Origin of the sequence: Roseibium sp. (assembly GCF_051016195.1) — a bacterium.
Lineage (GTDB): Bacteria > Pseudomonadota > Alphaproteobacteria > Rhizobiales > Stappiaceae > Roseibium.
This window is the reverse complement of the sequence record NZ_CP134616.1, coordinates 4,827,365-4,842,883: the sequence shown is the minus strand read 5'-3', so window position 1 is coordinate 4,842,883 and position 15,519 is coordinate 4,827,365. Positions and strand designations below refer to the sequence as shown.

Sequence of the window (15,519 nt, the reverse complement as noted above, 5' to 3'; positions counted from 1 at the left end):
GCGGCAGACTGATGGTGCCGCCGGCAGATGTTTCGGTTTTAGCTATTGGGCGCCGTGCGGCGTGCTCAACTTGTCCATGACCTGATCGAGCGAGAAGCTCGCCGCCTTCTGCCTGGGCGGAAACTCCTGGAATGTCGCCAGGAATTCGCCGACATACTGCTGGGCGGGAACCAGCAGATAAGCCCGGTCGATCAGCCAGTCATAGTAGGTATTCGACGTCTGGTATGAGCGCTCGTACGGATCTCGGCGGAGGTTGAAGATCAACGGAACACGCAATGCCGTGAACGGCTCGATCCAGGCGCGGAAGGTCTTGTACGCCTTCTGCTCCAGGAAGATCATTTTCCAGTCGTTGTAGCGCAGGGCCGTCAGGTCGCCGTCATCGGAGAAATAGAAGATTTCCCGACGCGGACCCTGATCGGCTTCACCGAGCAGGACAGGCAGGAAGTTGTAGCCGTCGAGATGGACCTTGTATTCCCGGCCGATGGCCTGAACGCCGCCTTCCTTCAGCTGTTCCTTGATATCCGGCACACCGGCTGCTGCAAGATATGTCGGCAGCCAGTCCATGTGATGCATGATCTCGTTAGAAATGGCACCGGCCTCGATCTTGCCGGGCCAACGCACCATGGACGGCACGCGCCATCCGCCTTCCCAATTGGTGTTTTTCTCACCGAAGAAGGGCGTTGCGGCAGCATCCGGCCACGTATTGTAGTGCGGTCCGTTGTCGGTGGAGTAGTGAACGATCGTGTTGTCGGCTATGCCGAGTTCGTCCAGAAGGTCAAGCAATTGGCCCACCTGCATGTCGTGCTCGATCATCCCGGCCGTGTACTCATCGACGTGACGGCCTGCGATCTCGTCCGCCTTTTCGCGCATTTCCGGTTTCACATGAGTGCGGAAATGCATGCGCGTTCCATTCCACCATACGTAAAATGGCTGGCCCTGTTCGTTTGCACGCTTGATGAAATCGATTGCTGCGGTAATCGTTTCCTCATCAACCGTTTCCATGCGTTTCTTCGTCAGCGGGCCGGTATCTTCGATGGAACCGTCTGCCGAAGACTTGATCACGCCCCGCGGGCCGAACGTTTCGCGGAACGTGCGTCCATCCGCCATGACCGCATCGCCCGGGTAGTCTTCGTTTTCGGGCTCTTCTTCCGCGTTGAGGTGATAGAGGTTGCCGAAGAACTCGTCGAAGCCGTGATTGGTGGGCAGGTGCTCATCCTTGTCGCCAAGATGGTTCTTGCCGAACTGACCGGTAACATAACCTTGCGCCTTGAGCAGACCGGCAATCGTCGGGTCTTCTTCCTGCATGCCGAGATCGGCGCCTGGAAGGCCAACCTTTGAGAGGCCCGTGCGGAAAACACTTTGGCCCATGATGTAGGAGGATCTGCCCGCGGTGCAGGATTGCTCACCGTAATAATCGGTGAACATCATCCCTTCTTTCGCAACACGGTCGATGTTCGGCGTCTGGTATCCCATCAGACCGAACGTATATGCGGAAATATTCGACTGCCCGACGTCATCGCCCCAGATGACGAGAATATTGGGCTTGTCTTCCGACTGCGCCAGAGCTGGCGCAAAATCCGCCAACGCAAGCGCGCCGAAAGCGCAAACGGCCAATCTGGCCGTCTTCAATCTATGCCTGAATTTCATGACTCATTCCTTCCCCTGCGCATTCGCGGTGTGTCAAAAAAGTGAAACACACCAATGCCTTGGTGATCGGCAGAACAATCAGAATGTGAAATTTCCGCATCGTCAATGATTGGCGCGGCATTATGTGGCCCGCATGCCAAGAATAAGTCGCCGAACGCCAAACAAATTAATGTGGAACTGGATGGATGGTGTTCGCTCCCGGAACATGCGGAGTTGGACAATGTCTATTTTACGGAGGTTGCAGAAATTTTTCGTACGCCTTCGCCCCAATTCAGCTATTCACCCGCGCTGGCCCGAGGCGCCGGGTCGAACGCGACGGCATGCATCGATACAACGACTGATTGAGTCGGGGCGGAAATGTCTATGCCAGCGCACCACATTCACTTAAGTCTCGAAAATGTAGAACGGTTTGGTTTCAAATTATGATAAAATTAATTCCAAATTTCGGATAACGAACATTCTCCTGACCATCTAATTCAAGAGAAAAAAAGTTGCGAAAAATCTGCGTGATCGCAAACCAATACTTAAGTATCGGTTTCCGCAGCGTCTCCTAATTTTGTCAGTATTATCCTTGCAACTTTTACAAGGTAACAGCTACTTTGTTCATCAGACTGGGAGGAAACAGTCTCATGAACACCACAGCGAAAAAACGCGAACCCGTTCAGATCCGTTCTATCCTGGTGATCGACGATCATCCGCTCTATTGCGATGCACTAGCGTCAACCTTGGAGAAGCTCTTCAAATCGAGGACGGTAAAGAAGGCAAACTGCCTTCAAGACGGATTGAGGCAGGTGAATGCACGACTGCGTCCCGATCTGGTAATCCTCGATCTGAAATTGCCGGACGCCACGGGTATCAGCGGTTTCTTGAAGGTGAAAAACAAGCTTCCGGACGTGCCGGTTCTCGTGATTTCTGCGGAATCATCCGACGAGTCGGTCAGCGCTTTGATGTCGGCCGGTGCAGCCGGGTTCATTCCCAAGGATGCCTCTGTCACGGTCCTGCAGGAGGCCCTGTTTGAAATCCGTGAAGGTCAGCGCTTTTTTCCGCCGGGTTTCACGCCAACCAAGAGAACGGCGCAGTCGGATCTGTCGTCTCAGGAGATTGCTCGGAAGATCGCCGATCTTACGCCGCAGCAGAACCGCATCATGAAATTGATCTGCGCCGGCAAGCCCAACAAGCAGATCGCCTATGAAATGTCGCTCGCGGAGGCGACCGTGAAAGCCCATATCACGGCCTTGCTGCGACGGTTGAACGTCAGCAATCGCACGCAGGCAGCTGTCATGGTCAAGAGCATCAGTCTCGATGGGGCGCCGCCGATCTCCGAAGCAGATGCCAGGGCGATGCTGAGCTGACTTCCATGACGGTTTTACTGGAAAAAAGACTCAACAAGCCAAGGGCCGTCCAAATCGGACAATCGCATGCGAAAACGGAAGCCGCTGCGGTCCGCGAGGCAATTGCGGAATTCAAGACCGAGGCAATCTGCTTCGTTCTCTTCTTCATGCCTGACCATCTTGATCCGGAAATCGTCTCGGGCGAATTCGCGCGGCAAATGTCCTCGGCCACCGTGTTTGGCTGCTCAACGGCGGGACAGATCACGGCGCAGGGATACGAAAAGGATGCCTTGCTGGTGATGGCCTTTCCAAGGCGTCACTTCCGCTGTTCTTCCACCCTCATCAAGCCGTTGAAACCGCTCTCGATCGAACGCACCGCCAACCGGGCAAAAGTGCTCGCAGACCGGTTTCCGAGAACCGGAAACTGGAAAACCGTGGCGCTTGTCATTGCGGATGGTATGTCCAAACAGGAAGACCTCCTCGTAGCAGCACTGAACGCCGGATTGCGGGATATCCCGGTATTTGGCGGCTCTGCCGGCAATGGGCTCGCCTTTGGGGAAACCCATGTGTCCCACGGAGGACATGCGCACCGGAACGCGGCGCTCGTTCTGCTTATCGAAACCGATTTGTCGTTCAGGGGCATCGGTTTCAATCACTTTCAACCAACCGGCCGGCAAATGGTCGTGACGCGCGCCGTGCCGGAAGAAAGGCTCGTGCTCGAACTGAACGGCGTTCCGGCCGCGCGCGAATATGCTCGTTATGTCAACTGCCCCGTGGAACAGCTTTCACCTCAGGTTTTTGCTGAAAATCCGGTTCTCGTGCGAAGCGGGAAAAGCTGGCACGTCCGGGCGATCCAGCAAGTCGAAGACAGAGGGGGCCTGTGGTTCCTGTCCGCAATCGACGACGGTCTTGTGCTCACGCTTGGACAGGGAAGGGAGATCCTGCAGACACTGGATGCGGGGCTCGAACATTTTCGCGAACGCAGCCTGAAACCGGACTTCATTGTCGGGTTCGACTGCTACCTGCGCAGGCTCGAGATCGAGCAGAAAAATCTGGCCGGCGACGTTTCAGCGATCTTGCGCGAAAACCGCGTGTTCGGATTCAACACTTATGGAGAACAGCACCTTGGCGTGCATGTGAACCAGACATTTGTCGGCGTTGCGTTTTTCCCGCCCATCGACGGAGCGCTCTATTGATCGATCCCGATGAACCCCTTGAACGGCAACTTGAGCGCCAGGGCAAGATTATAGCAGCCCTGATGCAGCGCGCCGCGCGGGAAGATGACGTCGGCCGGTCCGCCTATTCCCTGTTTCAGTCCGCGATTGCGCTTCAGGGAGAGGTCTGGGAAAAGACGAAGCATCTCGAACAGGTTCTGGATACGCTCGGTCAGGCCAGCAGCCGTCTCAGGAACTCTGAATTTGCGCTTGAACAGACGGAACGCAACCTTGCCGATGCACTCGACGCGATGGAGGGAGGTTTTGCTCTTTTCACCGAGGAGGGCCTTGAAATCTGCAATGCCCAATTCAAGAGCATGGTGCCCGGGATATCCCGTCAAATCGTCGCCGGGCTCAGCATTGCCGACTATTTCGCAGCCCTGGACGGCAGCCCGCAAGTGACAACAAAAGGCGCGTCGTCAAAAAAATCGGATGTCGCGAACAAGAACAGCGCGGACACATCTCCCAAATATCCTTCCGTCTTCGGCCTGAGAAACGATCGCTGGTTTCAGATAACGCAAAAGCGCGCGTCGCCGAGGAAAACCGTCCTGCTCTCAACGGAAATCACGAACATCGTTCTGCAGAACCGGATAGAAAAAGACCAACTCATCGACAAGCAGTCGGTTTTCCTGAAGGCCGCGTTCGAGCATATTTCTCAAGGGGTATGCACGTTCTCGCCGTCCGGTTCCCTGATTTTGCGGAACGAGCGTTTCCGTCAACTTCTGCGCCTCCCGCTGACGCTGGTCAGGAAGGGCACGCCGCTCAGTCAGATCCTTGCCTTTTTCGCACGCCACGAAATGGCACCGGAGACGGGAGCTTCCATTGAGTCGGAGTTTCTTTTCGCAATTGAGCCGGACCGCGACGGAATCGAACGCAAGGTCAGGCTGACATCGGGTGACATCCTGAACATCTCCATTCACCGTCTTCCCGATACGGGGCTCATCATGAATGTCTTTGACTTCACGGCCGAAGCTCAGATGACGGATGTGTTGGAACAAAAAGTCGGTGAGCGCACGCGCGAGCTTACGGAAGCCAATGAACTTCTCCAGCGCCAGCACAAAGAACAGATCCGGATCGATGAACAACTCCGCCAGGCCAAGGAACGCGCAGAAGAGGCTGTGTCGTCAAAGACCCGGTTTTTCGCTGCCGCGAGTCATGATCTGCTGCAGCCCGTGAACGCGGCGAAACTCCTGATTTCGACGATGACCGAAAGTGCGCAGGACAAGGCGGTTTCAGACACGGTGTCCCGCCTGGAACGTTCGTTCAAATCGATCGAGTCTCTGCTGCACGCATTGCTGGACATCTCGCGATTGGACTCCACGGGAACGGAACTCAGTCTCAGCACGTTCAACATCGGCGAATTGCTGTCGACCGTTCAAAGAGATTGCCGCCAGCTCGCTGAGGAAAAGGGCATTCGACTCGATATCGTGCCAAGCAGCATATGGGTCAAAAGCGACCAGCGTTACCTTGTCAGGTCGGTGCAGAACCTGATCGTGAACGGCATTCAATACACGCAGGAAGGCCGTGTGCTGGCCGGGTGCCGGCGCAAGGGTTCAAACGTCGTCATAGAGGTCTGGGATACCGGGATCGGCATATCCAAGAAGGATCAGAAAAGAATATTCAACGAATTCACAAGAGCCGGTCCGGAAAGCGCCGGCGGCGGCATGGGGCTTGGTCTTTCCATCGTGGATCGGGCCTGCAGGCGGCTCAATCATTCGGTGAATGTGCGCTCAAAGCCGGGTGTCGGATCTGTCTTCTCGATAACCATACCCATTTGCGACGCACCGGTTGAAACCGGGCACAGCGAGAACGCGGCGCTTCCGCCTGCATCGGGTGCGATGGATGTCATCGTGCTGATCGTGGAAAACAATCCGGATGTCCTGTTTGCGACGACGCAACAGATCGAGTCCTGGGGTGGCAGCGTTCTGACGGCCGCATCCACCAAGGAGGCGTTGACCGCCGTCCGGGAGCTTGGCATGCCGCCGGACATTATCCTGGCCGACTACCAGCTCGACGAAGAGGATAACGGCGTCAAGACAATCGTTGAATTGAGACGCGCAACAAAAACCGACATTCCCGCAATCATGATTACCGCCAACCGGGAGGAAGACCTTTCGGAGCAGAGCAGGGCGCATCGCTTCACGATTCTGACCAAACCTGTTGAGCTTTCAAGACTGCGGCCGCTGATCGATTGGGAAACGAGGCGGGTGAACGCCGGTTGAACAATGCCGGAAGTCAGAGAATACAGACAAATGTCTGTGCTGACTTACCTGTTAGTGCACGTAGATTCTGAAAGCATGGCTTCTCGACCGACTGAAAACCTTTCGATTGAAACAGGAAAGATCCGGATCGCCCGGTGCTTCCTGGTGCTCGCGCTCTGCTGCGCGATGGTGTCCCCCAGCGCTGCGGCCGGGTCCCATGAACTCTTGTTCAGGGAGGGAACGCTCGACGCCATTCCGGCAAGTGCGACGCTTGAGTACCAGCGCACCGTGTCGGCGCCGGCCAGCCGGCCGCTCGAGCAAAGAAATACCGGCCCGATCAGCCTTCGGCTGACCACCGACAATATGGCTGAAATCCATTTCGGGTCTCAAGACGCGCGCAGGCGCGTGGGCGCATTTCCTGCCAGCGTAGGCAACCCGCTCATCATGTACTTTCTGGAAACCATCGTCAGGGATCTGTCCGGCCTTGCCGGGGGCAGCCCCTTTTACATGCGCAACAGGATCAAGGCGGAGCTTTTGAAGCAACACCCGGTGCAGGAGACCGTCCTTCAACTGGGTGACCGCCAGATCTCCGCGCAATCAATTGTCCTGTATCCCTTCAAGGATGACCCGGCCAGCGATCGGATGCGTGGGATTGAAACCCTCGCATTGTCACTCACATTTTCCGCTGAAATCCCGGGCTGGTACTATTCCTTGAAGGCCGAAACGACCGAAGAGCGAGGAGACCGCTCGGCGCTTCCTGACACGCTCCCTGCATATACCAGTACAATCCAGTTCTTGGGCCTGGAGGGCGAAAAATGACCCGCACCCTCACTTTGTCGCTGCATGGATATGCCAGGTCGGCCAGACATCTGACTGTTTCGTTCTTTCTTCTTGGACCACTCCTGCTCGTGGATCCTGCAGGTGCTCAATCAGACCTGCAGTTGCAGCAATTGAACGACTATCCGACGGAGGCGCGGGCTGAGTACGTGTTTGCCTGCATGGCAACCAACGGCCAGAGCAGCGATGTCTTGCGCCGGTGTTCCTGTTCGATCGATATTATTGCGACCATCATTTCCTATGAAAAATACGTTGAAGCCGAGACGGTGTTGTCCATGCAACTGGTCGGAGGCGAACGGATGTCCTTGTTCCGCACCGCGGCCAGCGCCAAGAAACTGGTCTCGGACCTCAGAAGGGCACAGGCGGAAGCAGATATCCGCTGTTTCTAAAACATTTTCCAAAAAAGCTGTCTGAGTGGCCTGGGATCGAACCGGAATTCTTTCGGCAAGAAAGGATTTGCGCAGCAGAGGGGCCGCCCGAGGTCAACCGGGATCATTGATCAGACGTTTTCGCTCAACTCTGCCTGTCTTTCAAAATGGTCTTTTCCCACTCATTGCCATCCGTATCTTCCGCCCTGATAATCAGATCGTCGGCACCGTTGTCAGTGTACTGGAAGCGGATCACCGGGTTCTCGGACAGCGAGATACCGCCTTCGATGGTGAAAAGGGTATCTTCTCCCTGCCGGACCTCGATGAAATTGACGAAATGCGCGGAAATGAAAAGCTGTGTGACCTGGTCGCGTTGCAGTCCCGAGTAGTTGGGGTGCCTGATCATGATCTGGGCCTCCCGCCGGTTGGTCGACTTCTCGACACCCGGTGTGAAGTGTTTTGCCCGGATTTGACCCATTTGCGACATCGCAAGTTCCGGAGACTTCGTTGCCGGTGCGGAGCAGCCTCCGGACGCTTTGACAAATCGACCCGCCATCACGGGACCATCAGCCGTATCGGCGACCACCCGGACATTGGAGTACTGGTTCACGCGAACCCTGATCTCCATGTCGATCGGATGCATGGCGTCGCCAAAAGTCAACTCTGCAGCGACAGGTGCCGGATTTTCGTCAATGATCAGGAGTGCTTTCCCGATCGAGGGTGAATTCGGGGACGACTGGTGTATGACGACAGGAACGGTCGCCGCATCATGCGCGCGGTAGGGTGCCTCGAGGTCGACGACGCCATTGGCGGGCTTCGGCAATGTGTCGCCGACAATGTCGCCGCGCAATTCGTTCCAGCTCCCCTCTGGCTGAAGAGGGTTGCTTTTTTCATGTGTATCGGCCGCCGCAAAACTTGCAAAAAACAGGAAATGCAATCCCAAAATGCTAATTGCTATTTTGGTAGTCTTGTTTTTAAGCAAGTATTCTCGATCTCTTGTCATTTTACCGGTCTCACTTGTCGACCCACCAAACTGTTCTCCGCGCGTTGCTGCCTGCCATCCAGCGGAAAAAAGACGTGCACACTTTTCACCATTTCCGATTTCGCGGAAATATTAGCATCTTTGCGGTGTCACCGAAATTGATCCTTTGGGATGTATTGCGGCGTGCTTTGTCAGTTGAAAGACTGGTTGGAGCCGATCAAGAGGTCGGACATCACGGGCAAGAGGCAGGACAGATGTACGAAATCCTGATCAGCTTGTGCCTTATGGAAGATCCGGGCGTTTGCCGGCAGCAACTTCTCGCCGGCTATGAAACGCCCTCCGAACAAGAGTGTCTTGAGCGCAAACGAAACCTGGATGCCGCTGCCATTGCGTTGGACGGTTCAGGATATCTGGCGTCCGGCGCGGTGTGCCGGCTCGCTCCTGCTGGTTTGCCTGTGCAGGAAATTGCAGACGGCATTTATGTGCATACGGGAGAAGTCTCAGAGCCGGGTTCCGCCAACAGGGGGGACATCGCTAATCTCGGTTTTGTTGTGGGCGAAAGATCCATCGCGGTTATCGATGCTGGGGGATCACGGGCCGTTGGGGAAGCACTCTACAGGGCAATCCGTTCTGTCAGTTCGTTGCCGATTTCACATCTCGTATTGACGCATGTTCACCCGGACCATCTTTTCGGCGCCTCAGTCTTCGCTGATGCCGGGGCCAAGGTCATCGGCCATCCAAATCTGGAAAGAGCCCTCAGGGACAGGGAAGAAGCCTATTTGCTGACATTCGAAGCGGAAGTCGGCCGGGCCGGGTTTCTGGGAACCGATACGGATTTTTCGGTGTCAGTCGAGAGCGAAATCGACCTCGGCGGGCGCGTCCTTGAATTGATGTCCTGGCCGGTTGCCCATTCGACAAGTGATCTCACCGTCTGGGACGCTTCGACGGAGACGTTTTTTGCCGGTGATCTTGTGTTCGACCGTCATGTTCCGGTTCTCGACGGATCGTTGAGCGGTTGGTTGCAGGCTCTTGATCGAATTGTGGAAATCGGTCCGGAAAAAATCGTTCCGGGTCATGGCGCTCCCGTTATGTCAACAGCAAACGCGATCGCACCGGTCCGCACATATCTCAAGCAGCTTGAAATGGATACACGCACGGCTCTGGACGACGGCAAACGCATGAGCGATGCGGTTCCGGTCATTGGCCTTTCGCAACAGTCCGAATGGGAACTTTTCGATGTCTACAACGCGCGAAACGCGACCGTCGCCTATACCGAGCTTGAATGGGAATAACATGCAAGTCCGTAGCCGAGGTGATGGACCCATAAATGGGGCCGTAATGGTTTGAGGCGGCTTGCTTCTCGTCAAGGCGCGGAAGCGCAGGAAATGTGGCTCATATTCAAGCCTTTCGCAACGCCGAGGAGGAGCAAGCCGGTCAAATCCGAAGGACATGGAAATGGTGTCACCCCGCGGCGTCAGCGTGCGTGACCGGGCAGGAAGCCCGCTCCGCACACCCTTCCTAACGGGATTTCGCCATTTCGCATGCCATTTCAGTCTCATTTATGGGTCCATCACCTAGTGCGGTGAATCTGAAGTTCGTTTGAAGACCGCTGCAAAATGAGTCGAACTTCAGAATCAGGTGACTAGCGCGCATGTTTCAGAAGCAGCTGAGCAATGGCGTAAAGACGTTTTTCGATAAGGACCGGTGTTTCGCAAACGTAGGTCAGTGACCTGGCCCGGTCGCGAAAGACGCGCTCGTCCCAATCCAACTGCTCTTCCAGGCGGTCAATCCTGTCGTAGTCCGGGTTTCCGGCGTCCATCAGTACCCGCATTTCAGACCGCCTGGCTTTAATTCTTTCGGAGAGCGCAATCTGTTTCAGCGAATATCGCTCAATGCCGGCAATGACATCGCGGCGGGTGTCTCCAAGCGTCTCGAAAACATCGGCAAAGACTAAAAACATGATGTCCGCATCCGCAGGGTCCGCGTTTTCGACAAACGAGAGAACGGCTTCTTCCGCTTCCTGAAGCGGGATTCGGCGCAATGACAGGATCAAGACCAGATCCCGCGCCTCTCCGGTGACAGAGCGGTTTGTTTCAATATCAAAGCCTTGCGGAAGAGGTTCGGTCCACATGATGCCCAAGGACAGCATCTCGACCTTTCGCTGTTGACACGGCCAGGTGGGATCGTTGAATGCGGCGGCATTCACGCCTGATCCGCCCCATGTCACTGCAAGTAGTGTCACAATAAAGAATGCCGATAATTTCATTCTATTTTTCATATTCACCACCTTCAATCGTAATAATTTTAGCGAACAGAGCCATTTTGTCTATGGATTGAAATACACACTAAGGTCGCAATTGTCTCAAATGGGTGCGGGAATATAGTCCCTGTAACAGTCGGGTATTCCAATATTGCCGACGCGGAGACTATGTATGGAAACTCGTGCAGCAGTTGCAGTTGCCGCGGGGAGCCCGCTTGAGGTGACCACGGTCAATCTTGAGGGTCCGCGTGCCTTTGAGGTTCTTGTTGAGGTGAAGGCGACGGGTATCTGCCACACGGACGAGTTCACGCTGTCCGGTGCTGATCCGGAAGGACTGTTTCCGGCGATCCTGGGCCACGAGGGTGCCGGTGTCGTTGTGGAGGTGGGGCCGGGGGTGACCACGCTGAAGCCTGGCGACCATGTCATTCCGCTCTACACGCCCGAGTGCCGCAACTGCGAATACTGTCTGAACCCGAAGACCAATCTGTGTCAGGCGATCCGCTCCACCCAGGGGCAGGGGCTGATGCCGGACGGTTCGTCCCGTTTCACCACGCTCGATGGCGATCCGATCCTGCATTACATGGGTACCTCGACCTTTGCCAACTACACGGTTGTTCCGGAGATCGCGCTCGCCAAGATCCGTCCCGACGCACCGTTTGACAAGGTCTGCTACATCGGCTGCGGCGTGACCACCGGCATTGGCGCGGTCATCAACACGGCCAAGGTGGAAGAGGGATCGCGGGCGATCGTCTTCGGCCTTGGCGGCATCGGTCTCAACGTGATCCAGGGCCTGCGCCTTGCCGGTGCGGACCAGATTGTGGGTGTGGACCTGAACCCGGCCAAGGTGGAGTTGGCGACCCGTTTCGGGATGACGGATTTTGTCAACCCGTCCGAGGTCGAGGGCGACCTTGTGCCTTATCTTGTTGACCTGACCAGCGGCGGTGCGGACTACACCTTCGATGCGACGGGCAATGTGAGCGTCATGCGGGGGGCGCTTGAATCGGCCCACAAGGGCTGGGGCGAAAGCATCATCATCGGTGTGGCACCGGCGGGTGCGGAAATCGCAACGCGTCCGTTCCAGCTGGTGACGGGCCGCTCCTGGCGCGGCACGGCCTTTGGCGGTGCCCGCGGGCGTACGGACGTGCCCAGGATCGTCGACTGGTACATGGACGGCAAGATCGAGATCGATCCGATGATCACCCACACCATGCCGCTCGAAGACATCAACAAGGGCTTCGATCTCATGCATGCAGGCGAATCCATCCGGTCCGTCGTTCTTTTTTAGGTAGCCAAGCAATGGAAACCCTGGCGGAAAGCAAATGTTTTGGCGGTGTGCAGACAGTCTACAAGCACCAGTCTGCCACCTGTCGCTGCCTGATGACGTTTGCAATCTTCCTGCCGCCTCAGGCGGCGGACGGATTGGTGCCCTGCATTTGGTACCTGTCCGGTCTGACCTGTACCCACGAAAACGCGATGACCAAGGCAGGGTTACAGGCGCACGCTGCCAAACACGGCGTCGCGCTGATCTTTCCCGACACGAGCCCGCGCGGTGAAGATGTGGCCGATGATGAAGCCTACGATCTCGGTCAGGGGGCCGGTTTCTACGTCAACGCCACCAAGTCGCCCTGGAACACCCATTTCAGGATGTACGACTATGTCGTCAAGGAATTGCGGGAACTCGCCCAGCTATCGTTTCCGTTGAGCGAAAGCCACGGGATCACGGGTCATTCAATGGGCGGTCACGGTGCATTGACGATCGCACTGCGCAATCCCGGGCTTTACCAGTCCGTGTCCGCCTTCGCTCCAATCACCAATCCGACCCAGTCGGCATGGGGCCGCAAACAGCTGACAGCCTACCTGGGAGACGACGAGGCCGCGTGGGCGGACTACGACGCCACGATCCTGCTGCGCGAACGGGGCTGGAATGGTGACATTCTGATTGATCAGGGTGCGGACGACCAGTTCGTCAATCTTCTCAGACCGCAGGCATTTGCCGGTGTCGTGACTGAAACCTGTCAGCCTGCCGTGATCCGGATGCAGAAACGGTACGACCACTCCTACTTCTTCGTTTCAACGTTCGCGGGTGACCACATCGCGTGGCATGCAGAACGGCTCAGGAGCAAGTCCCCGGAACACGCAAACGGGAAGGGGGCTCCATGAGAGTACCGGTCCCATCACGACGGAACCTGTTTCTTTGCGCCCTGTCTTTCCTCTGGTTTGCGCACCCGTCCGCCGCCTCCGAAACAGGCGATCCGGTCAGGGGTGAGAAGGTTTTTCGAAAGTGCAAGGCCTGTCATTCGGTTGGAGCGGATGCAGCCGTGAAGACAGGGCCGGTCCTGAACGGAATGGTTGGAGGAGCCGCGGCCGCGCAGCCGGACTTCAGCTATTCCAAGGCGCTGCGGGAGGTCGCGGATCGGGACCAACTGGTCTGGACCGTCGACAATCTGGACATCTTTCCGACCAAACCGAAGGAATTTCTGCCCGGCACGAAAATGAGCTTTGCGGGGCTTCGCAAGGAAAAAGACCGGCAGGACATCGTCGCCTTTCTGGCGACGTTCGAAGAAGAGGGAGGAAACTGAGACAAACAGTGAAACAGACGGCCTGTTTGAACGCCGGATTGGGCCCGGGCGCATGCAGTCGCGCATCCCGGTTGCCCCCTATGGCCATCAACCCAGGCCCGACGCTTGAAACGCCCCAGTCTCGTTACGGGAGGAAGACATGAGACACATACTCATTTCCGCAGCTGTCCTGGCCTTGGGAGCCGGAACAGCCTACGCGGATGCAAATCTGCAAAAAATGATGGACGATCCGAACCAGTGGGTCATTCAAACCGGTGATTACAAAAACCAGCGGTTTTCCAAACTTGATCAGATCAACAAGGACAACGTCAAGGATCTCCAGGTTGCCTGGACCTTTTCCACCGGCGTGCTGCGCGGCCATGAAGGGTCTCCGCTTGTCATCGACAACGTCATGTATGTGCATACACCCTTCCCGAACACGGTTTATGCGCTCGACCTCGACAATGACGGCAAGATCATCTGGAAGTATGAGCCGAAGCAGAATGCCGACGTCATAGCGGTGATGTGCTGTGACACGGTCTATCGCGGCGTTGCCTATGCTGACGGAAAGATCTTCCTTCACCAGGCCGACACGAAACTGGTCGCACTCGACTCCAAGACTGGTGAGGAGGTCTGGAGCGTCGTCAACGGTGATCCGGCAGTCGGCGAAACCAACACCGCCACCGTGATGCCCGTGAAGGACAAGGTTCTTGTCGGGATTTCCGGCGGTGAATTCGGCGTTCGCGGATCCGTGACAGCCTACAACACCAAGGACGGTTCTCTCGCCTGGCGGGCTTATTCCATGGGTCCCGACAGCGACATTCTGGTGGATCCCGAAAAGACCACGCATCTGGGGAAACCGGTTGGCAAGGACTCAGGTCTCAATACCTGGGAAGGTGATCAGTGGAAGATCGGAGGCGGAACCACCTGGGGATGGTATTCCTATGATCCCGAAGAAAACCTGATGTACTACGGGACCGGCAACCCCTCGACCTGGAACCCGGCCCAGCGTCCCGGTGACAACCGCTGGTCCATGACGATCATGGCCCGCGATGTCGACACCGGCGTTGCACGCTGGTTTTACCAGATGACGCCGCATGACGAATGGGACTACGACGGCGTCAACGAGATGATCCTGACCGAGCAGGAATTCGGTGGCGAAACACGCAAGCTGCTGACCCACTTCGACAGGAACGGTTTCGGTTACACGCTCGACCGCGTGACCGGCGAGCTTCTGGTTGCCGAAAAATTCGATCCCAAGGTCAACTGGGCGACGGAAGTGGTGATGGATCCGAACTCCGACCAATACGGCCGGCCGCAGGTGGTTTCGCAATACTCGACCAGACAAAACGGCGAGGATGTCAACACCACAGGCGTTTGTCCGGCTGCGCTTGGATCGAAGGACCAGCAACCGGCCTCGTTCTCACCCGAAACGGGCCTGTTCTATGTGCCAACAAACCATGTCTGCATGGATTACGAGCCGTTCCGCGTCAGCTACACGGCTGGGCAACCCTATGTCGGCGCAACACTGTCCATGTATCCGGCAGGCGACAGCCACGGCGGCATGGGCAACTTCATTGCGTGGGACAATGAAAAGGGCGAGATCGTCTGGTCCATTCCTGAGCAGTTCTCGGTATGGTCCGGCGCCTTGGCGACGTCCGGAGACATTGTCTTCTACGGCACGCTCGAAGGTTATCTGAAGGCTGTCGATGCAAAGACCGGCGAAGAGCTTTACAAGTTCAAGACACCGTCCGGCATCATCGGCAACGTCATGACCTATACGCATAACGGCAAGCAGTACGTTGCCGTGTTGTCCGGCATCGGTGGCTGGGCAGGCATCGGGCTTGCAGCCGGACTGACCAACCCGAACGAAGGACTGGGCGCTGTCGGCGGTTATGCGGCATTGAGCGACTATACAGCCCTCGGCGGTCAGCTCACGGTCTTCGCCCTTCCGAATTGAACGGCATCCCTGAGAAAATGACCGGCGCGGCGTTCCGCGCCGGTCTTCGCCGAATTCAAGTGAACCGAAGCCGGAACACGGTCTCCAGGGTACGGACTCATAAATAAATGAAGTCGATTTGGTTTGGATCACTTTGACCAACTGCGGGAAGCGAAAGCGCT

13 protein-coding genes are annotated in these 15,519 nt (G+C 56.5%); 10 read left to right on the top strand and 3 right to left on the bottom strand.

The genetic code is table 11. The features are described 5' to 3' along the window. Positions 1 to 42 precede the first annotated feature (42 nt). Entirely contained in the window at positions 43 to 1,647 is a 1,605-nt protein-coding gene (locus tag RDA78_RS22110; RefSeq protein ID WP_434051934.1) for an arylsulfatase, read from the bottom strand. A gap of 629 nt (positions 1,648 to 2,276) precedes the next feature. Here RDA78_RS22110 and RDA78_RS22105 point away from each other — a divergent pair. The 5 genes from RDA78_RS22105 to RDA78_RS22085 all read left to right on the top strand — a co-directional run bounded on the left by RDA78_RS22105 (position 2,277) and on the right by RDA78_RS22085 (position 7,619). Next, positions 2,277 to 2,999: a response regulator gene (locus tag RDA78_RS22105; protein WP_434051933.1), complete on the top strand. Its 723-nt coding sequence runs from the start codon at positions 2,277 to 2,279 to the stop codon at positions 2,997 to 2,999. Between the two features lie 5 nt (positions 3,000 to 3,004). After that, positions 3,005 to 4,174 carry an FIST N-terminal domain-containing protein gene (locus tag RDA78_RS22100; RefSeq protein ID WP_434051932.1) on the top strand — a complete coding sequence of 390 codons (1,170 nt, stop codon included), beginning with the start codon at positions 3,005 to 3,007 and terminating at the stop codon, positions 4,172 to 4,174. Next, positions 4,171 to 6,414: an ATP-binding protein gene (locus RDA78_RS22095; protein ID WP_434051931.1), complete on the top strand. Its 2,244-nt coding sequence runs from the start codon at positions 4,171 to 4,173 to the stop codon at positions 6,412 to 6,414. Before RDA78_RS22100 ends, RDA78_RS22095 begins: the two co-directional genes overlap by 4 nt. A 75-nt stretch (positions 6,415 to 6,489) precedes the next feature. Continuing rightward, positions 6,490 to 7,212, top strand: a complete 723-nt coding sequence (locus RDA78_RS22090; protein WP_434051930.1) for a hypothetical protein — start codon at positions 6,490 to 6,492, stop codon at positions 7,210 to 7,212. Beyond that, the gene (locus tag RDA78_RS22085; RefSeq protein ID WP_434051929.1) at positions 7,209 to 7,619 is read left to right on the top strand and encodes a hypothetical protein; all 411 of its coding nucleotides are present in this window, start codon (positions 7,209 to 7,211) and stop codon (positions 7,617 to 7,619) included. The genes RDA78_RS22090 and RDA78_RS22085 overlap by 4 nt, the downstream gene beginning before the upstream one ends. 124 nt (positions 7,620 to 7,743) lie before the next feature. Here RDA78_RS22085 and RDA78_RS22080 read toward each other — a convergent pair whose 3' ends face one another. Continuing rightward, entirely contained in the window at positions 7,744 to 8,448 is a 705-nt protein-coding gene (locus tag RDA78_RS22080) for a quinoprotein dehydrogenase-associated SoxYZ-like carrier (RefSeq protein ID WP_434051928.1), read from the bottom strand. Positions 8,449 to 8,834: 386 nt separating this feature from the next. Between RDA78_RS22080 and RDA78_RS22075 the strand changes: the two genes are divergently transcribed. Then, positions 8,835 to 9,872 carry a quinoprotein relay system zinc metallohydrolase 2 gene (locus tag RDA78_RS22075; protein ID WP_434051927.1) on the top strand — a complete coding sequence of 346 codons (1,038 nt, stop codon included), beginning with the start codon at positions 8,835 to 8,837 and terminating at the stop codon, positions 9,870 to 9,872. A gap of 350 nt (positions 9,873 to 10,222) precedes the next feature. Here RDA78_RS22075 and RDA78_RS22070 read toward each other — a convergent pair whose 3' ends face one another. Then, positions 10,223 to 10,846: a hypothetical protein gene (locus RDA78_RS22070; protein WP_434051926.1), complete on the bottom strand. Its 624-nt coding sequence runs from the start codon at positions 10,844 to 10,846 to the stop codon at positions 10,223 to 10,225. Between the two features lie 166 nt (positions 10,847 to 11,012). On the opposite strand from RDA78_RS22070, the gene RDA78_RS22065 reads away from it, so the two are divergent. From RDA78_RS22065 to xoxF5, 4 genes are all read left to right on the top strand, one after another. Beyond that, positions 11,013 to 12,125: an S-(hydroxymethyl)glutathione dehydrogenase/class III alcohol dehydrogenase gene (locus RDA78_RS22065; RefSeq protein WP_434051925.1), complete on the top strand. Its 1,113-nt coding sequence runs from the start codon at positions 11,013 to 11,015 to the stop codon at positions 12,123 to 12,125. An 11-nt stretch (positions 12,126 to 12,136) separates the two neighbouring features. After that, a complete protein-coding gene (gene fghA / locus RDA78_RS22060) occupies positions 12,137 to 13,000 on the top strand; it encodes an S-formylglutathione hydrolase (protein WP_434051924.1) in 864 nt (287 codons plus the stop codon). Further along, positions 12,997 to 13,419, top strand: coding sequence for a c-type cytochrome (locus tag RDA78_RS22055; protein ID WP_434051923.1), 423 nt, complete (start codon positions 12,997 to 12,999; stop codon positions 13,417 to 13,419). Before fghA ends, RDA78_RS22055 begins: the two co-directional genes overlap by 4 nt. 139 nt (positions 13,420 to 13,558) lie before the next feature. Next, positions 13,559 to 15,358 (top strand): lanthanide-dependent methanol dehydrogenase XoxF5, encoded by a 1,800-nt coding sequence (gene xoxF5 / locus RDA78_RS22050; RefSeq protein WP_434051922.1) that lies wholly within the window; start codon positions 13,559 to 13,561, stop codon positions 15,356 to 15,358. Positions 15,359 to 15,519: the final 161 nt, after the last annotated feature.